Source organism: Aeromicrobium sp. UC242_57 (assembly GCF_044452305.1).
Lineage (GTDB): Bacteria > Actinomycetota > Actinomycetes > Propionibacteriales > Nocardioidaceae > Aeromicrobium.
On sequence record NZ_JBIOAM010000005.1, the window covers coordinates 494,248 to 519,572 of the forward strand.

27 protein-coding genes, 1 tRNA gene and 3 pseudogenes are annotated in these 25,325 nt (G+C 66.8%); 8 read left to right on the plus strand and 23 right to left on the minus strand.

Annotation, left to right across the window (positions count from 1 at the left end):
* Positions 1-89 precede the first annotated feature (89 nt).
* Genes ACHMWU_RS24555 through ACHMWU_RS24585 form a run of 7 tightly spaced genes read right to left on the minus strand, consistent with a single transcriptional unit; the run spans position 90 to position 4,295 of the window.
* The gene (locus tag ACHMWU_RS24555) at positions 90-467 is read right to left on the minus strand and encodes an SDR family NAD(P)-dependent oxidoreductase (RefSeq protein WP_396047961.1); all 378 of its coding nucleotides are present in this window, start codon (positions 465-467) and stop codon (positions 90-92) included.
* Entirely contained in the window at positions 467-847 is a 381-nt protein-coding gene (locus tag ACHMWU_RS24560) for an SDR family NAD(P)-dependent oxidoreductase (protein ID WP_396047963.1), read from the minus strand. Before ACHMWU_RS24560 ends, ACHMWU_RS24555 begins: the two co-directional genes overlap by 1 nt.
* The gene (locus tag ACHMWU_RS24565) at positions 844-1,854 is read right to left on the minus strand and encodes an MBL fold metallo-hydrolase (protein WP_396047965.1); all 1,011 of its coding nucleotides are present in this window, start codon (positions 1,852-1,854) and stop codon (positions 844-846) included. Before ACHMWU_RS24565 ends, ACHMWU_RS24560 begins: the two co-directional genes overlap by 4 nt.
* Positions 1,851-2,489: a fumarylacetoacetate hydrolase family protein gene (locus ACHMWU_RS24570; RefSeq protein WP_396047967.1), complete on the minus strand. Its 639-nt coding sequence runs from the start codon at positions 2,487-2,489 to the stop codon at positions 1,851-1,853. The genes ACHMWU_RS24565 and ACHMWU_RS24570 overlap by 4 nt, the downstream gene beginning before the upstream one ends.
* A complete protein-coding gene (locus ACHMWU_RS24575; RefSeq protein WP_396047969.1) occupies positions 2,483-2,785 on the minus strand; it encodes a hypothetical protein in 303 nt (100 codons plus the stop codon). The genes ACHMWU_RS24570 and ACHMWU_RS24575 overlap by 7 nt, the downstream gene beginning before the upstream one ends.
* Positions 2,782-3,384: a hypothetical protein gene (locus ACHMWU_RS24580; protein WP_396047971.1), complete on the minus strand. Its 603-nt coding sequence runs from the start codon at positions 3,382-3,384 to the stop codon at positions 2,782-2,784. Before ACHMWU_RS24580 ends, ACHMWU_RS24575 begins: the two co-directional genes overlap by 4 nt.
* A 29-nt stretch (positions 3,385-3,413) precedes the next feature.
* Positions 3,414-4,295 (minus strand): flavin-containing monooxygenase, encoded by an 882-nt coding sequence (locus tag ACHMWU_RS24585; protein ID WP_396047973.1) that lies wholly within the window; start codon positions 4,293-4,295, stop codon positions 3,414-3,416.
* 342 nt (positions 4,296-4,637) lie between these two features.
* Here ACHMWU_RS24585 and ACHMWU_RS24590 point away from each other — a divergent pair.
* Positions 4,638-5,349: pseudogene (locus ACHMWU_RS24590) on the plus strand (CoA transferase subunit A).
* Positions 5,346-5,993, plus strand: a complete 648-nt coding sequence (locus ACHMWU_RS24595; protein WP_396047975.1) for a 3-oxoacid CoA-transferase subunit B — start codon at positions 5,346-5,348, stop codon at positions 5,991-5,993. The pseudogene ACHMWU_RS24590 and the gene ACHMWU_RS24595 overlap by 4 nt, the downstream one beginning before the upstream one ends.
* A gap of 74 nt (positions 5,994-6,067) precedes the next feature.
* Here ACHMWU_RS24595 and ACHMWU_RS24600 read toward each other — a convergent pair.
* The 3 genes from ACHMWU_RS24600 to ACHMWU_RS24610 form a co-directional block, all read right to left on the minus strand.
* Positions 6,068-6,154: transfer RNA gene (locus tag ACHMWU_RS24600), tRNA-Ser, on the minus strand.
* Between the two features lie 10 nt (positions 6,155-6,164).
* Entirely contained in the window at positions 6,165-7,145 is a 981-nt protein-coding gene (locus tag ACHMWU_RS24605) for a permease prefix domain 1-containing protein (protein ID WP_396047977.1), read from the minus strand.
* Positions 7,142-7,483: a PadR family transcriptional regulator gene (locus tag ACHMWU_RS24610; RefSeq protein ID WP_396047979.1), complete on the minus strand. Its 342-nt coding sequence runs from the start codon at positions 7,481-7,483 to the stop codon at positions 7,142-7,144. Before ACHMWU_RS24610 ends, ACHMWU_RS24605 begins: the two co-directional genes overlap by 4 nt.
* A gap of 74 nt (positions 7,484-7,557) precedes the next feature.
* Here ACHMWU_RS24610 and ACHMWU_RS24615 point away from each other — a divergent pair, with 74 nt between their 5' ends.
* The 4 genes from ACHMWU_RS24615 (at position 7,558) to ACHMWU_RS24630 (ending at position 11,797) form a co-directional block, all read left to right on the plus strand.
* Complete coding sequence (locus ACHMWU_RS24615; protein WP_396047981.1) at positions 7,558-8,184, plus strand: nucleoside/nucleotide kinase family protein; 627 nt, start codon at positions 7,558-7,560, stop codon at positions 8,182-8,184.
* A gap of 173 nt (positions 8,185-8,357) precedes the next feature.
* Entirely contained in the window at positions 8,358-8,627 is a 270-nt protein-coding gene (locus ACHMWU_RS24620; RefSeq protein WP_396047983.1) for a hypothetical protein, read from the plus strand.
* Positions 8,596-10,263, plus strand: a complete 1,668-nt coding sequence (locus ACHMWU_RS24625; protein WP_396047985.1) for an amidase — start codon at positions 8,596-8,598, stop codon at positions 10,261-10,263. Before ACHMWU_RS24620 ends, ACHMWU_RS24625 begins: the two co-directional genes overlap by 32 nt.
* 172 nt (positions 10,264-10,435) lie before the next feature.
* Positions 10,436-11,797, plus strand: a complete 1,362-nt coding sequence (locus ACHMWU_RS24630) for a DUF222 domain-containing protein (protein WP_396047987.1) — start codon at positions 10,436-10,438, stop codon at positions 11,795-11,797.
* Here the strand turns inward: ACHMWU_RS24630 and ACHMWU_RS24635 are convergent.
* The 11 genes from ACHMWU_RS24635 to ACHMWU_RS24685 form a co-directional block, all read right to left on the minus strand.
* Positions 11,692-12,384 carry a CE1759 family FMN reductase gene (locus tag ACHMWU_RS24635; protein WP_396047989.1) on the minus strand — a complete coding sequence of 231 codons (693 nt, stop codon included), beginning with the start codon at positions 12,382-12,384 and terminating at the stop codon, positions 11,692-11,694. The two genes, ACHMWU_RS24630 and ACHMWU_RS24635, sit on opposite strands and share 106 nt — an antisense overlap.
* Before the next feature lie 51 nt (positions 12,385-12,435).
* Positions 12,436-12,591 carry a hypothetical protein gene (locus tag ACHMWU_RS24640; protein ID WP_396047991.1) on the minus strand — a complete coding sequence of 52 codons (156 nt, stop codon included), beginning with the start codon at positions 12,589-12,591 and terminating at the stop codon, positions 12,436-12,438.
* Complete coding sequence (locus ACHMWU_RS24645; RefSeq protein WP_396047993.1) at positions 12,575-13,546, minus strand: CE1758 family FMN-dependent luciferase-like monooxygenase; 972 nt, start codon at positions 13,544-13,546, stop codon at positions 12,575-12,577. The genes ACHMWU_RS24640 and ACHMWU_RS24645 overlap by 17 nt, the downstream gene beginning before the upstream one ends.
* A 66-nt stretch (positions 13,547-13,612) precedes the next feature.
* Positions 13,613-15,064, minus strand: a complete 1,452-nt coding sequence (locus tag ACHMWU_RS24650; protein ID WP_396047995.1) for a hypothetical protein — start codon at positions 15,062-15,064, stop codon at positions 13,613-13,615.
* Positions 15,065-15,663: 599 nt separating this feature from the next.
* A complete protein-coding gene (locus ACHMWU_RS24655) occupies positions 15,664-17,280 on the minus strand; it encodes a hypothetical protein (RefSeq protein WP_396047997.1) in 1,617 nt (538 codons plus the stop codon).
* 130 nt (positions 17,281-17,410) lie between these two features.
* Complete coding sequence (locus ACHMWU_RS24660) at positions 17,411-17,845, minus strand: hypothetical protein (RefSeq protein WP_396049309.1); 435 nt, start codon at positions 17,843-17,845, stop codon at positions 17,411-17,413.
* Positions 17,757-19,181: a tetratricopeptide repeat protein gene (locus ACHMWU_RS24665; protein ID WP_396047999.1), complete on the minus strand. Its 1,425-nt coding sequence runs from the start codon at positions 19,179-19,181 to the stop codon at positions 17,757-17,759. Before ACHMWU_RS24665 ends, ACHMWU_RS24660 begins: the two co-directional genes overlap by 89 nt.
* A 356-nt stretch (positions 19,182-19,537) precedes the next feature.
* Positions 19,538-19,921: an AAA family ATPase gene (locus ACHMWU_RS24670; RefSeq protein WP_396049206.1), complete on the minus strand. Its 384-nt coding sequence runs from the start codon at positions 19,919-19,921 to the stop codon at positions 19,538-19,540.
* A complete protein-coding gene (locus ACHMWU_RS24675; RefSeq protein ID WP_396048001.1) occupies positions 19,810-20,286 on the minus strand; it encodes a helix-turn-helix domain-containing protein in 477 nt (158 codons plus the stop codon). Before ACHMWU_RS24675 ends, ACHMWU_RS24670 begins: the two co-directional genes overlap by 112 nt.
* Positions 20,287-20,337: 51 nt before the next feature.
* A complete protein-coding gene (locus ACHMWU_RS24680; protein WP_396049207.1) occupies positions 20,338-21,669 on the minus strand; it encodes a GNAT family N-acetyltransferase in 1,332 nt (443 codons plus the stop codon).
* 25 nt (positions 21,670-21,694) lie between these two features.
* Positions 21,695-22,228 (minus strand): LLM class flavin-dependent oxidoreductase, encoded by a 534-nt coding sequence (locus tag ACHMWU_RS24685; protein ID WP_396049208.1) that lies wholly within the window; start codon positions 22,226-22,228, stop codon positions 21,695-21,697.
* Between ACHMWU_RS24685 and ACHMWU_RS24690 the strand changes: the two genes are divergently transcribed.
* Positions 22,133-22,468, plus strand: a complete 336-nt coding sequence (locus tag ACHMWU_RS24690) for a hypothetical protein (RefSeq protein ID WP_396049310.1) — start codon at positions 22,133-22,135, stop codon at positions 22,466-22,468. The genes ACHMWU_RS24685 and ACHMWU_RS24690 overlap by 96 nt on opposite strands.
* 57 nt (positions 22,469-22,525) lie before the next feature.
* On the opposite strand, the pseudogene ACHMWU_RS24695 reads toward ACHMWU_RS24690, so the two are convergent.
* Positions 22,526-22,959 (minus strand): annotated as a pseudogene (locus ACHMWU_RS24695) (nucleoside deaminase).
* 59 nt (positions 22,960-23,018) lie between these two features.
* On the opposite strand from ACHMWU_RS24695, the pseudogene upp reads away from it, so the two are divergent.
* A pseudogene (upp, locus tag ACHMWU_RS24700) lies at positions 23,019-23,704 on the plus strand (uracil phosphoribosyltransferase).
* A gap of 225 nt (positions 23,705-23,929) precedes the next feature.
* Here upp and pntB read toward each other — a convergent pair.
* Positions 23,930-25,318 (minus strand): Re/Si-specific NAD(P)(+) transhydrogenase subunit beta, encoded by a 1,389-nt coding sequence (gene pntB / locus ACHMWU_RS24705; protein ID WP_396048003.1) that lies wholly within the window; start codon positions 25,316-25,318, stop codon positions 23,930-23,932.
* Between the last annotated feature and the right edge of the window lie 7 nt (positions 25,319-25,325).

Below are 25,325 nucleotides of genomic sequence, written 5' to 3' on the forward strand. Positions count from 1 at the left end.
CTCCTCGAAAATGGGTGTGCGGGACCAGCCGTCCGAGAAGGTGAGTCGCCTCAGACGGCTGATGGTGCGCGTGGACCTACTGGGTGGACCTACTGGGCGGTCCAGCCTCCGTCGACCGGGATCGCGGCGCCGTTGATGAAGCTGGCGCTGTCACCCGCGAGGAAGGCAGCGACTGCCACGACCTCCTCGACCTGACCGACCCGGCCGACCAGGTGCAAGGCCTCCAGGCCCTTCCAGGCCGCGTCGTGGACAGCCGGATCCATCGCGGCCACGACGCCGCGCGGCATGTTGGTGTCGATGGCGCCGGGGCAGATCGCGTTGACCCGAACACCCGGGGCGAGGTCGACCGCAGCGGCCTTGGTGAAGTTGATGATGCCGCCCTTCGCCGCACAGTAGGCGGCCGAGTTGGCGCCACCGACGAGCCCCAATGACGAGCCCATGTTGGTCACGACACCATTGCCCTTCATCAGCGGCACCAGCCGCGGGTCATCAGGAACGTCCCTCGCAAGGAGACGTTGATCATCAGGTCCCACTCCTCGTCCGTGGTGTCCAGGACGCCCTTGCCGATCAGCACCCCCGCGTTGTTGTGCAGCACGTCGAGCCGTCCGTGGCGCTCGGTGACGACCTCGGCGATCGCGCGCGCGGTCGACGACTGGGTCACGTCGCCGGCGACGAACGTGACGTCATATCCCTCGTCCCGCAGCGTCTTCTCCAGCTCCAGTCCACCGACCTCGTCGATGTCGCTGGCAACCAACGACGCCCCCAGCTGGCAGTAGCGGCGAGTGACTGCCGTTCCGATTCCGCCGGTCGCGCCCGTGAGCACGATGACCTTGTTGTCGAGCGTCATGCGATTTCCTCCACCTTGTCCTGTGAATGTGCGTCTTGTGTCCGTGCATCGTGCGAATAGGCGAAACGTGCCATCTCCCGCAGCCCCTCGAGGGCGACCGGGAAGTACGGCTCATCACCCAGGTACTCGTAGACCGAGGCGAAGTTGACGACGAGCCGCTCCGACTCGCCCCAGTTGATCCACCGCTCCTCGGCCTGGGCCTTGCGTGCCGCCTGCCACGGGGTCAGACCGGCGTCGCGAGACTCCCGTCCGATCTCGATGAGGTACTCGAAGTACGCCCGCAGCTCACGGACGCTGTCGAGCGTCGCCATCGGACCGTGTCCGGGCACGATCACCTCGGGGTTCCAGCCGATGATCCGGTCGCAGGCATCGATCCAGTTGGTGATCGGACCTGCCCAGATCACGGGATGCGAACCGTTGAACAAGATGTCGCCGGTAAAGACCGTGCGATCCGACTCGACGTACGCGATGACGTCGCCGGGGGTGTGGGCCGGGCCGACCTCGATCAGCTGCACCTGCTTCGAACCGACCGTGACCGTGGTCTCCCCGGAGAACGTCTCCGTCGGCAGCACGTACTCGATGCCGCCGAAGTGGAACGGCGGACCGAAGTTCTCGACCAAGAACCGTCCGAGGTCGCCTAGATTGGCGGCACCAGCGAGCATCGCCTCGAAGTCAGCCGGCTTGACGCCGTCGACCATGGCTTCGGCCGCAGCCTTCGACGCGATGATCCGCGATCCGGTCAGCAGCTGGTTGCCATGCGTGTGATCACCGTCGTTGTGGGTGTTGACCAGCGCCTCGATGTGGCGGGCCGCCGGGGTCGTGGCGCGAAACGCTTGCAGCATCGCGTCGGTCAGTCGCACGTCGAACAAGGTGTCGACGAGCAGCGAGACGCCATCGGAGGTCACCAGCCCGGCGTTGCTCCAGCCCCACGACCCTCCTTCCTGGAGGTAGGCGTAGTTGCCATGGGCAAGATCGACGATCTTGCCGTCGTTGCTGAGCGCGCTCATCGGACCACCTTGTTTCGTAGGACACCAATTCGATCTGCTTCGAGCTCGACCACGTCGCCGTCTTCGAGGTAGCGGCCGTGCTCGTACCCACACCCCGTACCGACGGTTCCGGAGCCGAACACCTCTCCCGCCTCCAACGTCTCGGCCTGGGAGACGAACGAGATGACCTGCGCCCAGGTGAAGTACATGCCGGGCTCGGAGCCGCCGCCCCACCGCTCGCCGTTGACCCGAGCCGTCAGGTTGAGGGTCTGCGGGTCGCCGATCTCGTCGGCCGTGACGATCCACGGCCCGAGCACGTTGCCGGTGTCGAAGTCCTTGCCCTTGCCTGGACCCATGCCCACCGGCATCATCCGGTTCTGCATGGCGCGCGCCGAGACGTCGTTGAAGATCGTGTACCCGAAGACGTGGTCGAGGGCGTCGGCCTCCGCGATGTCGCGACCGGGACGCCCGATGACGCAGCCGATCTCGAGCTCGAAGTCGAGACGTTCACCGAAGGACGGCCGACGGATCTCGGCATCGTGCCCTACGACCGTCGACGTGTTGCCTCGGTAGTAGGTGGGCAGGTCGTACCAGGCCTTCGGTACTTCACGCTGGACGCCGGTGAGCTTGGCCTCCTCCGCCAGGCAGTTCAGCACGTGCTCCTCGAAGAGCAGGAAGTCGCGCAGACCACGCGGTCGCGGTAGCGGGGACAGGAGTCGGACCGACTCGAGCGAGAGCTCTTCGGCGGTCGATGTCGCGCTGACTGCCGCTTCGAGCAGCCGCGTCCCGACTGACCGGCGTCGATCACCGCGAGCATGTCGACGAGCTCGGCCGCCGGAGCGCCATGCTGTCGGACGTGGACGGCCTGGACGTCGATGACGACACCGCGATCGCTGTCGACGGCACCGACCCTGGGTTCACCCTCGGACAGGCTGAAGGTCGCCAGCTTCACGACGACACCTTGGTGCGGATCTCGAAGTCGGCCGTGACACGACGGCTCATGATGTCGCGGAAGACCTTTGCGGACCACGGGTAGAGCGACGGGACACCGGCAGCATCTTGGTACCAGCTGACGCACGAGCCGCCCCACGTCGTCTCCTTGACCTTCTCGCGCAGCTCAGCGGTGAACCGGTCGACTGCGGCGGTGGTGGGCGCTGCCGTCTCGTACTCGCCTCGTGCCCACGCTTCCATCCAGCGCACCGCATACCTGCTCTGGTGCTCACCGGACAGGACGAAGGAGAAATGCCCGAACGGGCTGTGCGGACCGCCGAGCATGAAGAAGTTCGGGAACCCGTCGATGGCGACAGACTGGTAGGTGCGGAAGCCGTCCTTCCAGGCTTCCTGGGGTGTCCGCTGATCCTCACCGACCAGGCCGATGCGCGTGACGAACGCCTTCGCGTCATAACCGGTCGCAACAACCAAGAGGTCGAGCTCGTGCAGGGTGCCGTCCGCAGTCCGCACTCCTTCGGGCACGACCTCGACGATCGCATCGCGCACCAGCGTCGACGTCGGCCTCTGGATGGCCGGGTAGTACTCCGACGAGACGATCATCCGGCGGCATCCAGCGTCGTAGTCGGGGGTCAGCTGGGCACGCAGCTCTCGGGTCGGCCACGGCTGCGGCGAGGTAGTCGCGCGGCGCCTGCTTGAAGGCCTCCTGGGCCTCTCCAGGCTCGGTGAAGAGCTCGCCGAACTCGTCCTGCGCCTTCTCCCAGAAGTCGAAGGTGCGCTTCGACTGCCCGGGGACGAATCGCTCGACCAGCTTTTCGCGCAGGCTGTACGGGGTCTTGTCCATCGGGATCATCCACTGCGGTGTCCTCACGAAGTGCACCAGCGACGCAGCGTCTTCGGCGACAGCTCCCCACGACCTGGGTGCCGGATGAACCGGTGCCGATGACACCCACACGCTTGCCGGCCCATTGAGTCGACGAGTCCCACTGCGCGGTGTGCACCAGCGTGCCCGCGAACGAGTCCAGCCCATCGATGTCCGGGAACGTCGGGTGGTGCAGGAAGCCCACGGCGCTGACGACGAAGTCGAACTCACCGAGGTCACGATCACCGGCAGCGAGCTGCCAGTGGCGACCGTCCCACTTTACCGACGTCACCGTGGTGCCGAACTTGATCCACTTCTTGATGTCGGCCTTCTTGGCGACCTTCTCGATGTAGCGCTGGATCTCCGGACCCGGCGAGAACGACTTCGACCAGTAGGGGTTGGGCGCGAAGCTGTAGCTGTAGTAGCGCGAAGGGATGTCGCAGGAGAGCCCCGGATAGGTGTTGTCGCGCCACGTGCCGCCGACGGTCGATGCCTTCTCGAAGATCGTGAAATCGGTGAGTCCGGCGCCCTTCAGGCGGATTCCCAGACCCATGCCCGAGAAGCCAGCACCGATGACGGCGATCCGCGGCTGGCGCAGCATGTCGGACGCGCCCTTTGCTCGGTGTGTCCTGCTGGGGGATGAAACAGACATCGGGGTTCTCCTCGGATCAGGCCCGTCACGGGCGGTGATGTCGGTCACAGTGAATCTAGGCTCAGCGATGCCCTCAACTCCAACAGGACTTTGGGGCGCTCTCACCGTGATCTGTTGTGAATAGAGCTGCGACCCGTCGGATCAGCCCCCAGCCCAGCGCCGTGACAAGGTTGGAATGACAGCCATTTCTGACCTGCAGACGCACCTTTCACCGCCGATTCGGGTCGCGTGAAGGCGAGCCGATGGGCCGTCGACGAGGCTTTCGGCCAGCCGAGCCGTGGGCTAGTTTCCAATCACCTGCTCGCCGACCGCGGCGCGCTACGAACGCTCCCAGGAGGAACGATGACTCTCCATCCGCGAGAGGCGCTCGCACCCCATCTTCGCGACGGCATGACGATCGCTGCGGGCGGATTCGGCGTCTCCGGGATCCCGTCCGACCTGATCGAGGCCGTCCGCGACTCCGGTGTCACCGGGTTGACGATCGTCTCCAACAACATGGGCATCGACGGTGTCGGACTTGGGCTCCTCCTGGAGAACAACCAGGTCGCGAAGGTCGTCGCGTCATACGTCGGCGAGAACAAGCTGTTCGCCCGCCAGTACCTGGCCGGGGAGCTCGACGTCGAGTTCAACCCCCAAGGCACCCTCGCCGAGCGCATCGCGCGCCGGCGGCGCAGGCATCCCGGCGTTCTACACCCGCACCGGCGTTGGCACGGCTGTAGCCGAGGGCAAGCCGACCGCCGAGTTCGACGGCATCACCTACGTGCAGGAACGCGGTATCGTCGCCGACCTGGCGCTTGTCCACGCCCACACCGGCGACCCGTTCGGCAACCTGCGCTACCGTCTCGCGGCCCGCAACTTCAACCCGGCCGCCGCGACCTGCGGCAAGGTCACGATCGCCGAGGTCGAGCACCTCGTCGACGCCGTCGACCCCGAGCTCGTCCACACGCCCGGCGTCTACGTCACCCACGTCGTGCACCCGGCCGCGCGGCCCAAGCCCATCGAGCAGCGCACCACCCGACCTCGTCCCACACTGACCGAAGGAGCCCCCGCATGAGCTGGACCCGCGACGAGATGGCTGCGATCGCGGCGCTCGAGCTGGCCGACGGCGACTACGTCAATCTCGGCATCGGCATCCCGACCCTGGTGGCCAACCACATCCCCGAGGGCGTGCACGTGACCCTGCAGTCCGAGAACGGCATCCTCGGCATGGGGCCGTTTCCGTTCGAGGGTGAAGAGGACGCCGACCTCATCAACGCCGGCAAGCAGACCGTCACCGTCAACGCCGGTGCCGCGTTCTTCGACTCGACCGAGTCGTTCGCGATGATCCGCGGCGGCAAGGTCGACATCGCGATCCTCGGCGCCTTGCAGGTCGCTGCGAACGGAGACCTGGCCAACTGGGCCGTACCCGGGGCGCTGGTCAAGGGCATGGGCGGCGCGATGGACCTCGTCGCCGGCACCAAGCGCATCGTGGTCATCACCGATCACGTCGCCAAGGACGGCAGCCCCAAGATCGTCGCCGAGACAACGCTGCCCCTCACTGGCCTCGGGGTCGTGAACCGCATCATCACCGACCGCGCCGTCATCGACGTGACTGAGGACGGCTTGGCCGTCGTCGACCTAGCCCCAGGAGAGACGCTTCAGACGCTCCAGGCCGACACCGGGGCGCTGCTCCACGATCGGACTTCATCGATCGCTTGATCAACACCCAGCTGCCAACCAAGAAACCCCCGATCTTCACTGTAAATCCAGCGAAGATCGGGGGTTTTCTACGGCGGTGACGGTGGGATTTGAACCCACGGTAGGCGTGAACCTACACAACATTTCGAGTGTTGCACCTTCGGCCGCTCGGACACGTCACCGACGAGAACGTTACAGGACTGCGTTTCTCGACTCGAACTCGGTGGTCAGCTCTGCGGCCGCACGGCTTCGACCGCGCCACGTCATGTAGATCGCCTCGCCGATCTCCCACGCGAGCACCGCGATCGCACCCCAGGCCACGACCGTCTCGAAGTTGCCGACGTCGACGGCATCGCGGAACTGCGGGCTCAGCAGCTCGCCTCGATCGGCAAGCCAGGCAACCGGCAGCGCGAAGGCTGCACCGGCGACGATGACCAGCGAAGCGATAGGCCAGGTCCAGTGACCGACCCGGTACTTCCACACCTCCGCGACAAGACTCAGCACCAAGGCAGCGAGCAGGAACGGTAGCCAGCCCGACCACAGGTCTGGGTCGAGAACCGGTACGTCGCCACCGTCCGGGCCGTCCACCCACGACCGGAAGTGCTGGCCGACGAGCGCCACCATCATGAGGATGATGAACGCAGAGCTGCCGACCGAGTCACCGAGCGACACCGACCGGGCGCCGGGCAGCTCGGGAAGCTCGTCGACCGTCCACTCCTGGAGGCCGTCCTCGACGTCGACGCGTTCGAGGATCGCGAACACCAATGTCGTCCAGAACGCGATCTGGAAACCCGTGGTGAAGGCCGCCGAGATCGCACCGCCGATGATGTCGCCCAGCGCTGCGTCCTCGAGCGTCTTGATGACGGCCACGATGACAGCGACGGTCGCCGGCACCCAGGCCAGCAGGTTGAGGTTCAGCTTCTTCCAGACCAAGAAGTAGCGCGGCCCGATGAGGTACAGCGACGAGCCGGTGTACTCGCTGGCGAGGCGTCCGGGTTCGCCGAGCTCGGTGAGCACCGCTCGCTCGGCGGCCTCGGCCGTTTCGCCGGCGTCGCGGCGGGCATCGATCATGTCTTCGATCGATCCGCGCAGCTCGGCGCCGATGTCTCCGCGCCGAGCCTCGGGCACCGAGCGGAGGGTCGCATACACATAGCGTTCGGTCAGGGTGGTCATGACGGCTCTCCTTCAGTCAGGCTGGCGATGGACGAGCGGACGGCCTCCAGGTCGTCGAGCAGCAGCTGCAGGACTTCTTCGCCTGCGGCGCTGGTGCGGTAGACCTTGCGGGGACGCGCCTCTTCGGTGCTCCACTCGCTCGTCAGCAGCCCTTGGTCCTCGAGGCGCCGCAGCAAGGGGTACAACGTGTTGGCGTCGACCGTGAAGCCGTGGTCGGCGAGCGTCTGCAACAGCCCGTACCCGTACCCGGGGCGGCGAAGGGCCGTCAGGCTCGCGACGACGACGGTGCCACGCCTCAGCTCCTGGAGGTGCGTCTTCAGGAGATCCACTCTGTCCATGCGCGACACAATACTGTGTGACACACACTATAAGCAAGTCGCACTATGTCGTGACTCCCGGGCACGATGGGCACATGACCGTGCCCGACCTCGATGCCCTCGCTGATCGCGCGCGCAACCTCGACACCGAAGGACGGACGATCGTCGGCATCGGCGGCGCTCCCGGCACCGGCAAGTCGACCCTCGCGAAGCGACTGACCAACCGGCTGAACGCCTCCGGCACTCCCGCCATCCAGGTCCCGATGGACGGATTCCATCTGGCCGACGTCGCCCTGCGCGAACGTCGGCTGCTCGACCGCAAAGGCGCGCCCGAGACATTCGACGCCCACGGCTACCTCGCACTGCTGCGCCGGATCCGTACCGAGACCCAGAACGACGTCATGGCCCCGACGTTCGAGCGGGAGATCGAGCAGCCGATCGCCGGAGCGATCACCATCCCTCCGGCGGTGCACGTCGTGATCACCGAGGGCAACTACCTGCTCGACCTCGACGATCCGTGGCCCGAGGTGACTGCCGAGCTCGACGAAGTCTGGTTCATCGACCTCGACGACAACCGTCGACGCTCCCGCCTCGTCGACCGCCACGTCAAGCACGGCAAGTCCCGCGACGAAGCGCAGGCGTGGGTCGACGACGTCGACGAGCCCAACGCGATCAGGGTCGCCACACGGCGCGAGGCGGCACATCTCGTCATCAAAGAATGACTGCGATTCCGCCACCTCATCCCTCCACGAAACATCGTGGATACACGCGAAATCCTCAGGTCACAAGCGTGACCTAATTTCTGTCTCAAGCAACATCCACGTTGGTGAGACAGGGAGCACGCGTGCACATCAGTACCTCAGGAAGCTCAGCACCAAATCGTTCAGTCCGACGGGTGGTCGCATCACTCGCAACGGCAGCCCTCATCGGCAGCACCGTCGTCGCGGCCGCGAGCCCGCCCGCCACGGCAGCGTCGACGACGGTCAGGCCCGACGTCGTCGAGCTGACCATCGCGCAGACGACCAAGCTGCTGTCGAGCGGCAAGACCACCTCGGCCGCGCTGGTCAAGGAGTACCTGGCCCGCATCGCTGCCTACGACGGCGACACGACCACAACGCCGGGGCCTGCATGCCGTGATCGCCTCGAACTCCGCGGCAGCAGCTGATGCCGCCGCACTCGACAAGGAACGCGCCGCTGGCAAGGTCCGCGGACCACTGCACGGCGTCCCGATCGTCGTGAAGGACAACATCGACCTCAAGGGAATGCCGACGACCAACGGCGCCGTCGCATTTGCGACCTACAAGCCCAAGAACGACTCCACCGTCGTCAAGAAGCTGCGGGCAGCCGGCGCCATCATCATCGCCAAGACCAACCTGTCGGAGTTCGCCTGGAGCGGCAGCGACGCCAAGAGCGGGCTCGGCGGCGAGGTGCGTAATCCCTACGACCGGGCCAAGACTTCGAGCGGATCCAGCGGCGGCACGGCATCGGCCGTCGCGGCCAGCTTTGCGACGGCGGGCCTCGGCACCGACACGTACGGGTCGATCCGCAACCCCAGCGGCAACCAGGGTCTCGTCGGCGTGCGTCCGACGCACGGCCTGGTCAGCCTGACCGGCGTGACGGCGCAGATCTCACCGCTCGACACGGTCGGACCCATGACCAAGTCAGTCGAGGACGCCGCGATCATCCTCGACGCGATCGCCGGCTACGACCCCAGTGACCCGTACACCAAGAAGACGATCGGAAAGGTGCCCGAGTCGTACGTCGACGAGCTGAGCAGCACGTCGCTGCAGGGCAAGAAGATCCTCACCTTCACGAATGCCCGCTTCCACGGAGGCACCAGCACTAACCGCCCCGAGGAGCGTGCCGAGGTGGCCGGCATCCAGGCCGCAGCCCTTGCCGAGATGGAGGCACAGGGCGCAACGGTCGAGGAGGTCGAGCTGACTCCCGAGCAGATCACGTCCATCAGCGGACGCGGCTGGGTCGGTTTCGGCCACTACCTCGACGAGTTCTTCGCCGGCAACGACGCCGTGTGGCCCAAGGGCCTGGCGGCGAAGGCCGAGCCGATCGACGAGCTCGACGACCGCCGACTATGTCGCCGACGGCCGGTACACCGATCAGATCGCACCGGATGCGAGCTGGTTGCTGTCGACCGTCGACGTCACCCAGCAGACCCTCGACACCCAACAGGCCCGCGAGACCTCGGCCCGTGCCGCCTGGAAGGCCCTGCTGGAAGCCCACGACGCCGACGCAGTCGCCCTGCCCAACGACACTCTCGCCGCGAGCGACGTGACGGCCGACCCCGCCGGCTACTCCGAGTCGTCGACCAACGCGGGCTATGCGTCAGGGCTCGGCGTTCCGGCCATCGCGCTGCCCGTCGGTCAGACCTCGGCCCGGACTTCCGGTCAGCGTCCAGCTCGATTGGCGCTCTGTGGTCTGAGGCTGACTTGCTGTCGTACGCGTACGACTACGAGCAGGCCACCCACCTGCGCAAGGCACCGAAGACGACGCCCGAGCTCAGCCACCCTAAGGCGATGTCGGCGACGACGAAGGTCAAGGGGACTCTGAAGGCCGGACGCACTCTGGTCGCCACGACGACGACCCGGTCAGGCAGCAGCAAGGTCTCTGGCACGAAGGTCTCGTACCGATGGACAGCCGCCGGCAAGTACGTCGGCAAGGCCCGTTCGCTGCGGCTGAGCAAGAAGATGGTCGGCAAGAAGATCCGGGTGCAGGTCACGGTCAGCAAGTCCGGCTACATCGCGACGAGCAAGACCTACGTGGTCGGCAAGGTGCGCAAGAAGTAGTGCTCTGCCGGGCCCAGAACGACGTGAGTGTGCCGTCGTTCTGGGCCCGAGCAGCATCACTGTGGACAACTTCGATCGGCGAAATCGGAGTGTCTGACCCTTCGTGCAGAGTGGTTTGTGAGCCGGAATCGCAGTGATTCTGGTACGTGAACCACTTTCGGAGGTGCACCTCGTGTCGGCTGTTCTTGTCTCGTTTCCTGATCCGTTGTCGGGTGGGGTCATGGCGATCGAGAACGCCCTCGACACGATGCCGGTTGGTGGGTGGGCTGGTCTTGAAGCCGGTCTGGTGCGTGAGCTCGCAACCCGGATGATGCGGGCTGAGGCCAGGTTGAAGGCCCACCAGCTCGCCGCGGCCCGGGTGCTGGAGGCTTCGGGTCTGGCGAAAGAGGCTGGTGCGACGTCAACGGCTGCTCTGTTAGCGACGGCGTTTGGTGGTGACCGGCGTGAAGCCGAGTCGATGGTGCACCGCGGCAAAGCCCTGGAGACCACACCCACCACCGAAGAGGCGTTGGCTGACGGTCAGATCGGTGCCAAGCAGGCCGGGATCATCGCCGACGCGGTCAACGACCTGCCCGATGATGTGACACCAGCGCAGAAGCAGGCCTGCGAAAAGGCGCTGCTCGACGACGCCCCCAAGTACAACCTGAAAGATCTACGTTCACGGTCCAGGCGGATCACTGACCAGTTCAAACCCGAACCTGACGCCGACCAAGACGAGAACACGAACCTCGAAGACGAGGAGAAGAAGGCGTGGCGGCGGTCGGAGTTCTGGATGAACGCCAACGGCGACGGCACCACCTCGGGTGGGTTCAGACTCCCTGATGCCCAAGCCGAGATGCTGGACGCGGCGATCAAGGCGATCTGCGCCCCCAAACGAGACCACCTCCGCGACCACCCCGGCGCCAAGACCAACACCCAGACTGCCGAAGGTGCCGGTAAAGACACTGACACGTCGGGGCATGAGTTCTATGACCGTGAGCTCGACTGGCGAACCCGGATGGGCGTCGGCTTCGCCGAGCTCTGCTCCCGCCTTCCCGGGCACCTGCTGCCAGGTCGCAGCGGACTCGGAGCGACCCTGATGGTCCGCCTCGACTACGACACCCTGCTGCATGGTGTGAAGGCGGCGACGTTGTCGACCGGCACCCGCATCTCAGCCTCCCAAGCTCGCCTGATGGCCTGCAATCTGGGTCTGATTCCACAGGTCTTCGGCGGCAAATCGTTGCCACTGGACCACGGGCACGAACAGAGACTGTTCACCAAAGCCCAAAAGCAGGCACTCGCAGCCCGTGATCACGGCTGCACCTTCCCCGGATGCGACCGGCCACCCGAGCAATCAGAAGCGCACCACTACCGAACGCCCTGGTCGAAGGGATCGACCACGAAGCTCGATGATGGGGTGCTGATCTGCCCCCACCACCACCGCCTCGTTCACTCGGAAGACTGGTCAATCAGACTCAACCGGGCCACCGACCGCATCGAGTACCGCGCACCAGGCTCACTCATCTGGCAGACCAACCACCGCTGGCGACCCTGAACCCCGCACGAGAGCAGAGCTCTGTCAGTTGCGACAGGCTCAGCCGCCGGGGTTGGACGCTGCCAGGAACGACTCGCTGAACAGGTCGAAGTCGTCGTCCTTCGCGCGTCCCGTGCCGGCGCCCTTGAGCAGGCTGACCGCTCGCCGGACGCACGGTCAATACGCGCGTTCAGCGCATTGGCCCCTTCGGTTCCCCAGTCGTGCGAGGACGCGAAGACACCCGTCGGCACCACGAGCGCCTGCAGGTACGCGAACAGCGGTCGCAGGGAATGGTCGATCGCCAACGAGTGGCGAGCCGTGCCGCCCGTCGCCGCGAGCAGCACCGGTTTGCCGATCAGCGCATCGGCGTCGAGCACGTCGATGAACGACTTGAACAGACCCGGGAACGACGCCTTGAAGATCGGCGTGACCACGACCAGCCCATCGGCCGCGACAACCTTGTCGATGACGTCCTGCAGGCGCGGCGCCGCGAAGCCGGTGAGCATGGCATCAGTGATGTCATGGGCCAGCTCGCGCAACGACACGACCTCGACCGAGACATCGCCCGACTGCTCCTGCAGCGAAGCGACGAACCGGTCCGTCAGCATCCGGGGTGCTCGACGGATCGCTGAGACCCGACGAGATGGCGATGATGCGCGTCATGCGGTCACCTCCTCTACGGCAGGCTCGGCGAGCTTGGCGGCCACGCGGGCAGCGTGGGTCGGTGCATCCGGGACGTTCTCGGGTCGCCTGGCTGCGAACTCAGCGCGCAGCGTCGGCAACACCTCACCCAGCTCGTCAAGCTGTTCCAGCACGAGCTTGAGCGGCAGGCCCGCATGATCGACGAGGAACAGCTGACGCTGGTAGTCGCCGAAGTAGTCCGCGAACGCGAGCGTCTTCTCGACGAAGTGCTGCGGGCTGCCGACCGTCAAAGGGGTCTGCGACGAGAAGTCCTCCAACGACGGGCCGTGACCGTACACGGGGGGCGTTGTCGAAGTAGGGCCGGAACTCGTTGACGGCGTCCTGGCTGTTCTTGCGGATGTAGAACTGTCCGCCGAGACCGACGATCGCCTGCTCCGGATCGCCGTGGCCGTAGTGGGCGTAACGCTGCCGGTAGAAGTCGATCAGCCGGATGTAGTGCTCCTTGGGCCAGAAGATGTTGTTCGCGAAGTAGCCGTCGCCGTAGTACGCCGCCAGCTCGGCGACCTCAGGCGTGCGGATCGAGCCGTGCCAGACGAACGGGGCAACACCGTCGAGCGGACGCGGTGTCGCGGTGAATCCCTGCAACGGCGAACGGAACTTGCCCTCCCAGTTGACGACGTCTTCATCCCAGAGCTTGCGCAGCAGGTGATAGTGCTCGACGGTCAGCTCGACTGCCTTGGAGCCGTCGTAGCCGAACCACGGGTAGACCGGCGCGGTGTTGCCGCGGCCGAGCATGAGGTCCATGCGGCCGTCCGACAGGTGCTGGAGCGTCGCATAGTCTTCGGCGATCTTGACCGGGTCGTTGGTCGTGATCAGCGTCGTCGACGTCGACAGGATGAGCTTCTCGGTCTGCGCAGCGATGTACGCCAACGTCGTGGTCGGCGAGGACGGGACGAACGGCGGGTTGTGGTGCTCGCCGGTCGCGAACACGTCGAGCCCGATCTCTTCTGCCTTCTTGGCGATCGTGATCGTGTTCTTGATGCGCTCGTGCTCGGTCGGCGTCGTGCCGTCCGTGGGGTCGGTCGTGACGTCGCCCACCGTGAACAGTCCGAACTGCATGCCAGTCATCTCGTCTCCTTCAAGCAAGTACCGATTGTAGGCCTTGTTGAAGTTTAAACTAGATGGCGCGGGGATCTATTCCCGCACCACTCGCAGCGTGTCCTTCCCCGACCGGCTGGCCGTCGCCCCACGCACCGTGACGCTGACCTTGCCGACCTTCGTCGTGCGCGGGATCTTCACCAGCTTGCTCATCTTGCCGCCGAGCGAGGCCTTGCCTGAGGCCACTTTTCGACCGTTGATCCGCACCACGTACGCCTCACCTGGCAGCAGCTTCGACGCCACGACCCGAATCTTCGCGCCGCGCTTCTTGCGCTTGTCGGTCACCTTGACCTTGAACGACGCCTTCGGTGTGGTGACGACCCACGGCAGCCGGGTCGTCGTGCTCACCCCGTCGGGAGCGGTGACGCGCACGTCGAGGGTGTGACGCCCCGGCACACGAGGCAAAGACAATGCCCCGTTGTCGAAGCAGGACGCGTACGCCCCACGGTCGCGCGAGCACTTCACGGTGTAGCCCTTGGCCTTGAACGGCGGCAGCACGATGTTGAGGTCGCGCAACGCCATCGTAAACCGGGCAAGGAGGCCCGAATCCGACACTCGCCTGACCGTCGGATCGACGAACTTGGTCGACAGGTTGACCCCATAGGCACCGTCCTCCGAGACCGGCTGGCTCGACGACTGCAGATACGTCGACGCCACCAGGGTGTCGCTGATGCGCTCCGCCGGCCACGGGAACGGCTTGTCGGCTGCGCAGATCTTGTCGAACACGACGGTGGGACCAGCCGTGAGCTTGCACTTCACGGTGCCCGAGAACGTCCCGAACGTGCTCTGCCCCTCGGCGAGCACCTGCGCGACCTGCACGGTGTAGTCGGGGTACTTGTTGCGGTACTGCCGGTCGAGGAACTCCGTCGGGGTGCCGCGCAGGACGCTGCGGTAGCCCGGCTCGGCGGCCGCCTTGATCTCGACCGAGGCGAGTGCCGGTGGCGGTCGGAGCGCCTTGCCCTGCGGCTCCTGCTCGAACGGGAAGTAGAACACGTAGGGACCGATCGCATCGGCCTGAGGCGTCCCGGTGATCTGCAGGAACCAGCGGCTGCCGCGCTTCTCGATGTCGGGCCGGACGCCCTCGGGCAGCTGGGCGATGATCGAGTCGTAGTACGGCAGGATCGTCAGGTTCTGGCTCTCGGTCAGCAGGGGCGACGGGAACACCTCCACGACGTCGATGCGGGAGAACTTGCCAGCCGGCATCACGATAGACGGCGTCTGGCTCGCATACTTCGGTCGATGGTCGCCCTCGATGGGGAACGTCTTGGTCGTCACGTGGCCGTAGCTGTTGGTGATCTTGACCGTCACCTCCGGCAGGAAGTCCTGATCGTCGGGGATGCGGAACGTCGGCGACTCCGACCAGTTGCCGTTGGTCGGGGCATCGTCGGGCAGGATCATCGGCCCCGTGTCGCACGACGCGATAGCGCTCTGGGTGTCCTCGCACTGCACCGTGTACGTCTTGCTCGACCTTGTTGCCACGGGCGTCATCAGCCCAGTCGACGTCGACCGTGAAGGTGTCGGACCGCGTCGATTGGAGCAGCCGCAGATCGAGGAACAACGAGCCGTCGAGGACGCGGTCGTCGCGCACCTTGGCACTGAGGACCTCCGGCGCCGGCTCGTCCATCGTGAACTCCACCGTGCCAGTCCTCGTCAACGACGGAAGAGTTGTGGTCGTGAACGTCGCCTCGGCCCGGTAGCGACCGGGGTGCAGAAGCCGCTTCGAGACGACCTGCCCGTCCGGCAGGGAGATCGTCTCCGCCACCGCGCCCTTGTCGTCGAGCCGTTCGAGCGTCCACGAGTGGGTGCCCGTGAGGCTCTGGCCCGGCGTGGACAGGTTGTCGTCGAGGCGCACGACATTGTCTGCGACCAAGATCCCTTGGACGCTCGGCACGACGTTGACCGGCAGCAGGATCGGGTCGAATGGCAGCAGGGTGACTGTCCTGGTACCGCCGCCCGTCTTGGTGAACGTCCATTCGTCGGTGAACGTGACCCGGTCTACCTCCGGGAGGGTCGGGCGGGTCACGGAGAACTGCAGCTCTGCGGGGTCATCGCCTTCCTGGTGGCGGATCAGCGACATCTGGGCCAGCTCACCGGTCTGGTCGACATAGGTGAGCGCGAGCTGCGGACGGTAGGCGCTCCAGGCACCGGTGTCGCTGCGTCGCTCCGAGACCATGAGCCAACCCCGGCTGAACAGCACCCGGTAGTCGGAGACCGCCTTGGCGTCGCGGTTCAGCGCGCCCGACGGTGCCTTGACGTCGACACGCGGCAGCGAGGTGCCCTCGTCCGCGAAGTGCAGGTCGTCCGGCTTCGACTCGGTCACGGTGTAACCGGCCACCGGGTCGAGGATCGGGTCGCCTCCCTCGTCGAACATCATCCATTCGGCGACCAGCGCCTCGAGCCCGCCCTTGAAGGCGGTCGTGTGGACGATGGCGGGTTCCTGCCCCGCCGGGTCCACCGAGTGCTCGATGTCGAGGCCTGCGTAGTCGGCGATCCGCCCCCGCACGCCGAGCGGATCGGTGTTGGCCGCAGCCTGCGCAGCCCGGTCGGTGACCTCCTCGCCTGGTTTGGCGTCTTCGGCAACCTGCCAGATCGCGACCGCCAGGACGATGAGGGCGGCCGCGACGATGATCAACGGGCCGGCCGCAGCGGCCGTGGCGCCGAAGGCCAGGGCGGACACGTCGGCATAAGCCACGGCAGCCAAGGCTGTCGAGACCACCGTCGCCGACACGGCCAGAGCCATGCCGATGCCGATACCTGCCACCACGGCCACCCCCCACGACGCCGACTGCGATCGCGGCTTCGCGGGTCTTGCCGACCATGTAGCGGACCTTGGCATCATTCGCGTGGAGGACCAGCGCCTTCGGATGGCGGTAGGACGCCCACTTCTCGAACGTCTCGGACGGCGGCGTGCCGTTGGTGATCGTGTACGCCGCCTGCACCCTGGCTGCGGCACTGCACTTGATGGTGCCGATCACGGGGTTCGGCACCTCCGGCAGACCGCTGCCCGCTGGCGGGACCGGCACGGGGTAGAGACACGGATTCTTGGTCCACAGGTTGTACTCGGCGAGCGCGGCGTTGGCGGCCTTGACCTGGTTGGTCTTGTAGTACTCCTCCAGCGCCTCGAATGCCGCGTTCTCCTGATCGGTCATGGGCTTGCCGTACAGCTTCTTGTTGACGATGCCGTTGAGCCGCTTCTCCACGTAGGCACGAACGTCCGGACGCGCGAACGACCTGACGAGGTCGTCGTTGAGGACGCCGTGCACGTCAGCGAGGACCGTGTAGGCCTCGTCGATGATCCAGTCCATCTTGTCGCCGGGCAGACCCCCCGGAGCTGTCGGGGCGTTCGTGATCTTGACGTCCTCGGGCGAGAAGAATGTTCCGTTGGGGTAGACCGTGTCGTGCGAGAGGCCCGTGCAGACCGTCTCCTTCGTCACCTCGATCGTGAAGCACTGCTTCGGCGTCGGCGCGGTGCCACCGGGGTTGTCGACGATCACCGATGCGCTGCCGTTGACCGGATTGCCGACGGTGACCGTCAGCGGTGGCGGCTGGGTGCCGCCACCCACATCGACCGGTGGCGAGGTGATGACCGTGACCGGGTCATCAGCGCTGGCCGGAGACTGGGTCGTGATCTGGGTCAGGGTCACCACCAGGGCCGAGGCCAGCAGACAGGTTCCTGCGGATCGCAGCTTCGGTCGGATCTTCACGATGCAGCCCCTCGCTCAGGCCGACGCGGGCCCCGGCGGCGCACGGGTCAAGCAGCCTGTTCAACGAGATTATGGACGGGCGGGAGCAGGTCGCGTGGCGAGCGGACGGAGTCGGTGGGTACTCGGTGGTTCAGACCTCGTCGAGTGCGAGCTGGATCCGCGCTCGCCCACTCGGGTACGGAAGAGCGGAGGCCCGCGACAGCGCCTCGTCCAAGCACTCCCGAGCCTCGCTGCGGCGTCCACGGAGCAGGTGGCAGCGCGCCTTCACCCGCTGGGCGTCGATCCCGTCGATCTGGTTCCGCGTCGCGGCCGCCCGCCGCAGTGCCCTGTCCACGAGATGTTCACCGCGGTCGACATCGCCGAGGGCAAGACACGCTTCGGCCGCCGTCGACAGCAACATCACGTCATGGATGCGAGTCGGTGCTTCTTCGCCGAGCCACGGCTCCAGACGGGCGAGCGCAGCCGACGGATTGGCGTCAGACAGATCGAGCTCGGCGCGGCGGGCCGCGAGGTAGCTGCACGAACTCGAAGGTCTGCAGGTCAGGAGCCGTCGCGGCGTCGTCATAGCATGCGACGGCACCGGCGACGTCGCCCTGACCGGCCCGTAGCACCCCTAGATAGGCCGGCGGAATTCCGGAGAAGAGGGTGGGCGATCCCGATCGGGCGAGCTCGACACTGCGCTCGAGGTGGCTCTGCGCCTGCTCCCAGTCGCCGCTGTAGAAGAGTGTCAGACCGAGGTTCGCGGCATGGAGTGACTCAGCGTCGGCGTTGCCCGCGCGGCGGGTGATGGCCAGGCCACGCTCCCCCAAGGATCGCGCGCGGTCGAGCTCGCCGCGCATCGTGACCGACCACTGCAAGGCCAGCGTCGCACCGCTCTCGATCGCGAGGGCATCAACGCCGGCGGCGAGCGAGATGGCCCGTTCGAGGACGTCGACCGCCTCGTCGGGCCGATCGAGGAAGAGCAGCGCCGTGCCCCGGACCGCATCGGCGTCGGCCTCGACTGCGACCGAGCCCTCCTTCCGCGCCAGACGCGCGGCACGCTCGGTCGCGTCCAAGCAGAGCTCATGCTGCCCCAAGGAGAGCCGCACCCGCGCCAACCCCGTGCCGAGCGCTGCGACGCCCAAGGGCTGCCCTCCCGTACCCTCGCCTGCCTCCAGCTCCGCAACGACCTCGTCCAGCCGGACCGCGGCTGCCTCGCCCTCTCCACGTCGGTGTTGACCCTCCGCGATCAGGCCCTCCACTCGCAGCATCGCCTGACGATCGTTGATCCGCCGATAGCCATCGGCTGCCGCGATCAGGTGGTCGACCGCTTCGTCGTACCGGGCGATCATCAGCTCGACCTGCCCGAGCCGCTCGAGAGCCGTCGCGACGGCGACCTCGTCACCGACCTCCTCAGCCAATCTCGTCGCATGCCCGTAGAGCCGCACCGCCTCTGCCTGCGAGTAGACCCCGGCCGCCACATCTCCGGCGAGCAGGACGAAGGGGATCGCCCGATCCGGCAGGCCTCCGGCTTCCAGGTGACGCGCGATCTCCGCCGAACGGCGCCTGGACGCGGCAGTCGGCCGCTGTTCGAGGCGCTCCCCGACCACTCGATGCAGACGCCGACGGCGCACCGGCGAAAGACCTCCATAGAGCGCTTGCCGAGTCAGGCTGTGCTCGAAGGCGTACCGGTCTTCTTCGACGGTGAGCAGCCCAGAAGCCACCGCCTCGTCGAGCGCCTCTTCCAGCCTGTCTTCCTCAGCATCGATGATCGACACGTCCTCCGGATCGAACACCGTGCCCAGCACGCTGGCCGTCGCCAGGACGTCACGCGTCGCAGAGGAGAGGCGGGAGACACGTTCGCCGATCGCCTCACGCACGCTCGCCGGAACGTCGACGTCGACCAGCCTCGGCAGGTCCATCGACCGTCGATCAGTGCGAGATCTCCGCGCTCGATCAGCGCCGTCACGATCTCGACGGTGAAGTAGGGATTGCCCTCGGAGTGACGATGGACGAGATCGCTCAGCTCGTCGGACACCTGAGTCTCGTCGAGTCGCTGGGTGATCAGGCGGGCGGTCGTGTCTCGGTCGAAACGCCTGACGCCGAGCGCTTGGATCGATCGTTCCCGGTGCAGCGAATGCGCGAGCTTTTCGCACTAGATGCGTCGGACCGACCTCGGCGTCACGGTACGTCCCGAGCAGGAGAACCCGATCGGTCGGGGTGTGTCGCGCCAGGTGCGTCAGCAAGCTCCAGGGTCGCGGTATCGGCCCAGTGGAGATCATCGAGCAGGATCGCGACCGGGCGATGCTCCGCCAGCTGCCGGACGAGGCCAGTGGCTGCTCGATGCAGGCTGCGCCGCATCAGGCGACGTCCAGACCCGTGGCTCCGTCGACGGGAACTGATCGGGAAGGAGCGTCACCAACGAGGGCCAACGCTCGACGAGGCTCCCCCGTACGGATGCCGGAGCAGCCTCGTGAAGTGCTCCGAAGGCCTCGAGCAACGGGCCGAACGGCGTGTCTCGCTGCTGCTCGTAGCAACGGCCGCTCGCGATCAGGAAGCCCCGATCCTCAGCGTAGAGACTGGCCTCCTGGGCAAGTCGGGTCTTGCCGACTCCAGGTTCCCCCGCGAAGGAGCATGACCCCCGCCGTCCCCGAAGCCGCAGCGTTCAGGGCAGCCGTGATGGCCCCACACTCCTCGTCTCGGGCAATGAGTCGAGTCGACGGCTTCGCCCCCCAAGTAGCCTCCCGTCACCGGCGTACCGTCCTTGTCGGCGACTGGACGTCGACCGGACGCTGCGAGGAGATCTCGACGCGCGTCCTGCGCCAGGTCGAGCGCATCGGCCAGCAGCCGCACGGTGCTCGGATACGGCGACACGTTGATCGACCGCTCGAGATTGCTCACGGTCCGCACGCCGATGCCAGCGCGCGCGGCGAGCTCGGCCTGCGTCAGACCTGCGGACTCCCGCTGACGACGGAGCACGGCGGCAAACGCGCTGGCGCTCGGCTCTCGGGAGGAATCGGCTGGCATCAGGGAGTGACCTTTCCGCTGCGAATCCTAGTGGTTCGGGGTCACGTCCGGTCAGACTCGCCGCTGCCAGGCACCCTCTTGGCCGAGCGCTCGAAACCCCATGGCCTCGTTGACGTCGAGCATCGGCCGGTTCTCCTCCGCGTTCCAGGTCACGATCGCCTCCACGCTGGGGCGTGCCTGCCGGAGTCGCTCGGCAGCGGCGAGCTTGAGCAGCATGCCGAGCCGGTGACCCCGGTGCTCGCGCAGGACGAGCGTGTCTTCCTGCACCGCGACGGGCCTCTCGTCAGACACCACGATCTCGGAGTAGCCGGCGAGCCTCCCGGACGGCGTGTGCTCTGCGGCGGCCGTGATGACCTGCCGTCCGCTGCCTGCCATGCGCTCATCGTGCTCACGGACGCGTGCGGCGCCCCACGGATCGGCGACCATGACCATCCCGCCGCTCGGGGCGTCGGTGCTCATGCGCGAGCGGAGCTCGGCCAGATCGTCTACCCAGGTCTCTGGCGTGGGGCCGGTCCACGAGATGAGGCGGTAGTCGGCGCCCGCTGTCGCTGCTGCGGACGCCTCCAGGAGGTCCAATCTCTGAGTCAGACCAGCGACTTCGAGCAGGCTGATCCGAGTCACCTGTTCCAGCGCAAATCCACGAGCATGCAGGAACCGCACACCCGGGTCATTCGCCGACACATCACCGAATCCCGTGGGCGGGGCAAGGCGCTCGGCACCTGGGCTGGCAGCATGAGGCAGCGCTGCCTTCAAAACCGGTGCCCCCACCTCGACGGCGACCTGCTCGACGACCTCGGCGAGCGCCGTGCCGAGCCCCTTGCCGCGGCTCCCGGGCAGGACATCGACCATCAGGTAAGCGCCCGTCTCCGGTGTGTGGGGGCGCCACACGACCATGCCGCGACCGAGAACTTCCGCGCCGTCACGTGCGATGAAGTGACGGCGCATGCGGTGCGGATTGCTCTGGTACTCCGACAGGAGCTCGGCCGCCCCCGGCGACATCAGAGCCGTGCCCAGCGTGTGTGCCTCGACGGCGTTGCGGACTGCGGCGTACTCCTCGAACAGCCGCCAACCCGGGCCGCCGACCGACTCCGGCATCACGACTTCATCGATCATGGCTTTACGATAAGAGGTCGCGCAGCAGACGGTCGGACTCGAACGAGCCCGTCGCGGTCGTATGTCGAGGTCGACGCCATCAGCTCGTCGGCACCAGTGCGGGCGGTCAGCCTCCTCGAGCATCGACGCGACGGTGTGCGGAGATCCTGCGACGGCGCTCGCGAGCGAGCTCTCGACCCGCTTGGCCACCTGCGCCGACCACGGCTGCGCCCGGATGGCATCGACCGATTCCAGCGGTGGGAACTCGCCGATCTGTCGTGACCGGGCCATGGCCCAAGCCTCTGGCAGCGCCAGCTCACGGGCCGTCGCATCGTCTTCGGCGACCGTGACGTCGAGCGAGACCGTCACATGGGGATCGGCGGCCTGCTTGCTGGGACGGAAGTCGCGGCGATAGGTGTCGAGCGCTTCGGCGATCTCGGGACTGTCGAGGACAGGGCCACCGACGACGACCGGCAGCCCATGACGAGCGGCAATGGCTAGTCCCTGCCCGGTGGCGAGCAGCGACATCGGCACCGGGCGGGGCGCCTGAGGTCGCGCGGTGACCGGCCGGGACGCGGCGAGCAGCTCGGCCAGCTCGTGGAGGTCCTCCTCGAAGGTCGAGACTTTCGCGGTCGTGGCGCAGCGCTTGGCGGACGGCCGAGGTGAATCCCAGTGACCGGCCGATGCCGAGGTCGACGCGGCCCGGGTACAAGCCCTCCAGCATCAAGAACTGCTCGGCGACGACCAGGGGCTGGTGGTTCGGCAGCATGACTCCACCGGAACCGAGCCGGATGCTCTTGGTGTGCGCCCCGATCGCGGCCAGCAGCACCGCCGGGGAGCCGCTCGCGATGCCGGGGACGGCGTGGTGCTCTGCCACCCAGAACCGGTCGTAGCCGGCTGTTCGGCGTGCACCGCGCGGGCGATCGACCCGGTCAGGCCCTCGGCCTCAGGACGATTCGCGCGGGTCCGTGACCGGTCCAGGAGCGAGAGCCTCATGCCTGGGTCAACGCCGTCGACGTCCGAGGTCTTCCCGCACTGGCTCCGACGGCGCCACTCCCCGAGCGTTCCTGGCACGCACCTCGCGCTGTGACCCTAGGTGCGCGCCAAGGACCCCAGGCCTCGTGGGAAACCGACACCGGGTGGGGGATCAGCGGTGGGCGGCGAAGAACTCCTGCAGGAGAGCCGTCGACTCGGCCGCGCGGACGCCGCTGACGACCTCGGGACGGTGGTTGAGCCGGCGGTCGCGGGACGACGTCCCACAACGAGCCGACCGCGCCGGCCTTGTCGTCGAACGCCCCGAACACCAGCCTGGCCAGCCGCGACGAGACGATCGCGCCGGCGCACATCGTGCACGGTTCGAGGGTCACGACGAGGGTGCAACCTTCGTAGTCGCCACTCCCCGCGGGCCGTTGCCGCCTCACGGATCGCCACGATCTCGGCGTGCCCCGTCGGATCGCCGTCGCGCTCACGGGTGTTACGTCCGCGGCCGATGACCACGCCATCGGGATCGATCACGAGTGCGCCGACCGGCACGTCGCCGTCCGCGACAGCAGCCCTCGCCAGGTCGAGCGCCTCGACCATCCACTCGTCATTCGTCACCAGACAACGATCTCACTGTGTCTGGCGACTAGTCTCATGACATGCAGGTACACGTCGCCAACCACCCGCTCATCTCGCACAAGCTGACCGTTCTGCGCGATGAGACCACCGACTCCCCCACGTTCCGGCGTCTTGTCGACGAGCCGTGACGCTCCTGACGTACGAGGCGACGCGCGGCGTCCGGGTCGAGCCCGTCGACGTCAAGACCCCGGTCGCGATCGCCACCGGCGTCCGGCTGACCGAGCCTCGCCCCCTGGTCGTCCCGATCCTGCGCGCCGGGCTCGGCATGCTCGAAGGGATGCAGCGGCTGCTGCCGACTGCCGAGGTCGGCTTCCTCGGCATGGTCCGCAATGACGAGACCTTCGAGGTCGTCACCTACGCCGAACGCCTGCCCGACGACCTGACCGGTCGCCAGTGCTACGTGCTCGACCCGATGCTCGCGACCGGCGGCTCGCTCGCTGCGGCGCTCGACTTCCTGATCAAGCGCGGCGCCGACAACATCACCGCGATCACGATCCTCGCCGCGCCCGAAGGCGTCGCCCGTCTCGAGCGCGACCTCGCTGAGGTCGACGTCCCGGTGACCCTCGTGACGGCCGGACTCGACGGAGAAGCTGAACGAGCGGGCTACATCGTCCCGGGTCTCGGCGACGCCGGCGACCGGTTGTACGGCGTCGTCGACTCAGCTCCGCCCCATCCGAGATGTCGGCGGTTTTACGTCGAAGACTGACTGCCATCGGCATAAAACCGCCGACATCTTCGGCGGCTCAACGGAAGTAGCCGAAGTAGAAGGTCCCGATCACGACGGCTGCGAGCACGAGGAAGATCAGCGCCCGGCTGCCCTTGCTCTCGTCGTCCTCAGGTCGGTCGTACTCGGGCTTGTCCACGGCGTCCTCCGTCGTCGGTCGATCCCTACTGCTGTCAGTAACGATCGACCGGCGACGGCGTCACGTGGTTACAGCGCCTTGAGGATGTCGTCGACGCGATCCTTGGCGTCGCCGAACAGCATCTGCGAGTTCTCGCGGAAGAACAACGGGTTCTGGACGCCGGCGTAGCCCGTGGCCATCGACCGCTTGAACACCACGACATCGGCTGCTTCCCAGACCGTGAGCACCGGCATGCCGGCGATCGGGCTGGTCGGGTCTTCCGTCGCGGCCGGGTTGACCGTGTCGTTGGCTCCGATGACCAGGACGACTGAAGTGTCCTTGAAGTCGTCGTTGATCTCGTCCATCTCGAGCACGATGTCGTACGGGACCTTCGCCTCGGCCAGGAGCACGTTCATGTGTCCGGGCAGGCGGCCGGCGACGGGGTGGATGCCGAACTTGACGTCGACGCCACGTTCGCGGCTCTGGAGACCAGCTCGGCGACGGGGTACTGCGCCTGCGCGACGGCCATGCCATAGCCCGGCGTAATGATGACGCTGGACGCGTTCTTGAGCAAGCTCGGCGGTGTCGGCGGCGTTGATCTCGCGGTGCTCGCCGTAGTCCTTGTCGTCGGCCGGGCCGGCCTCGATGCCGAACCCGCCAGCGATGACCGAGATGAACGAGCGGTTCATGGCCTGGCACATGATGTACGACAGGTACGCACCCGACGAGCCGACGAGCGCACCGGTCACGATGAGCGCGTCGTTGTTGAGCAGGAAGCCCGAAGCCGCAGCGGCCCAACCGGAGTACGAGTTGAGCATCGAGACGACGACCGGCATGTCGCCGCCGCCGATCGAGGCCACGAGGTGCCAGCCGAGCGCGAGCGCCACGACCGTCACCGCGATGAGCAGCCACAGGGCGGGGCTGATGACGAACCAGATCGTCAGGACCAGGAAGAGGCCGAGGGCACCGAGGTTGATGTAGTTCTTGCCCGGCAGCATCAGCGGGTTGGACTTGATCTTCGCCGACAGCTTCAGGTACGCCACGATCGAGCCGGTGAACGTCACCGCGCCGATGAACACGCCGATGAAGACCTCGGCATTGTGGATGTCTTCGAGCGACTGCAAGGTGAACGTGCCGTGCTCGAGGTAGCCGTTCCAGCCGACCAGCACGGCGGCCAGACCGACGAACGAGTGCAGCAGCGCGATCAGCTCGGGCATGCCGGTCATCTCGACGACGCGCGCCCGCCACAGACCGATTGCTGCACCGATCGCGACCGCGACGAGCAGCAGGACGACGGCCGTGCCGTCTGCGAGGTCGGCGATGACGATGAAGGTGGCGACCAGCGCGATCGTCATGCCGGCGATGCCGAACAGGACGCCCTGCGAGGCCGACTCGTGCTTGGACAGCCCGGCCAGCGACAGGATGAACAGCAGGGAGGCGACGATGTACGCCGCGGTGGAGATACTCAGTGAATCCATGATCAGC

What these genes read in the sequence shown, in the direction of transcription:
- ACHMWU_RS24580 (WP_396047971.1), bottom strand. Translation starts at nt 3,384, where the DNA reads ATGATCGTCTCGTCGGAGTACTACCCGGCCATCCAGAGGCCGACGTCG.
- ACHMWU_RS24585 (WP_396047973.1), bottom strand. Translation starts at nt 4,295, where the DNA reads ATGTCTGTTTCATCCCCCAGCAGGACACACCGAGCAAAGGGCGCGTCC.
- ACHMWU_RS24555 (WP_396047961.1), bottom strand. Translation starts at nt 467, where the DNA reads ATGAAGGGCAATGGTGTCGTGACCAACATGGGCTCGTCATTGGGGCTC.
- ACHMWU_RS24680 (WP_396049207.1), bottom strand. Translation starts at nt 21,669, where the DNA reads ATGGCCCGGTCACGACAGATCGGCGAGTTCCCACCGCTGGAATCGGTC.
- ACHMWU_RS24610 (WP_396047979.1), bottom strand. Translation starts at nt 7,483, where the DNA reads ATGGACAGAGTGGATCTCCTGAAGACGCACCTCCAGGAGCTGAGGCGT.
- ACHMWU_RS24560 (WP_396047963.1), bottom strand. Translation starts at nt 847, where the DNA reads ATGACGCTCGACAACAAGGTCATCGTGCTCACGGGCGCGACCGGCGGA.
- ACHMWU_RS24645 (WP_396047993.1), bottom strand. Translation starts at nt 13,546, where the DNA reads ATGACTGGCATGCAGTTCGGACTGTTCACGGTGGGCGACGTCACGACC.
- pntB (WP_396048003.1), bottom strand. Translation starts at nt 25,318, where the DNA reads ATGGATTCACTGAGTATCTCCACCGCGGCGTACATCGTCGCCTCCCTG.
- ACHMWU_RS24565 (WP_396047965.1), bottom strand. Translation starts at nt 1,854, where the DNA reads ATGAGCGCGCTCAGCAACGACGGCAAGATCGTCGATCTTGCCCATGGC.
- ACHMWU_RS24635 (WP_396047989.1), bottom strand. Translation starts at nt 12,384, where the DNA reads ATGCTGACGGACCGGTTCGTCGCTTCGCTGCAGGAGCAGTCGGGCGAT.
- ACHMWU_RS24615 (WP_396047981.1), top strand. Translation starts at nt 7,558, where the DNA reads ATGACCGTGCCCGACCTCGATGCCCTCGCTGATCGCGCGCGCAACCTC.
- ACHMWU_RS24660 (WP_396049309.1), bottom strand. Translation starts at nt 17,845, where the DNA reads ATGACGACGCCGCGACGGCTCCTGACCTGCAGACCTTCGAGTTCGTGC.
- ACHMWU_RS24595 (WP_396047975.1), top strand. Translation starts at nt 5,346, where the DNA reads ATGAGCTGGACCCGCGACGAGATGGCTGCGATCGCGGCGCTCGAGCTG.
- ACHMWU_RS24650 (WP_396047995.1), bottom strand. Translation starts at nt 15,064, where the DNA reads ATGACGCCCGTGGCAACAAGGTCGAGCAAGACGTACACGGTGCAGTGC.
- ACHMWU_RS24665 (WP_396047999.1), bottom strand. Translation starts at nt 19,181, where the DNA reads ATGGACCTGCCGAGGCTGGTCGACGTCGACGTTCCGGCGAGCGTGCGT.
- ACHMWU_RS24605 (WP_396047977.1), bottom strand. Translation starts at nt 7,145, where the DNA reads ATGACCACCCTGACCGAACGCTATGTGTATGCGACCCTCCGCTCGGTG.
- ACHMWU_RS24675 (WP_396048001.1), bottom strand. Translation starts at nt 20,286, where the DNA reads ATGCCAGCCGATTCCTCCCGAGAGCCGAGCGCCAGCGCGTTTGCCGCC.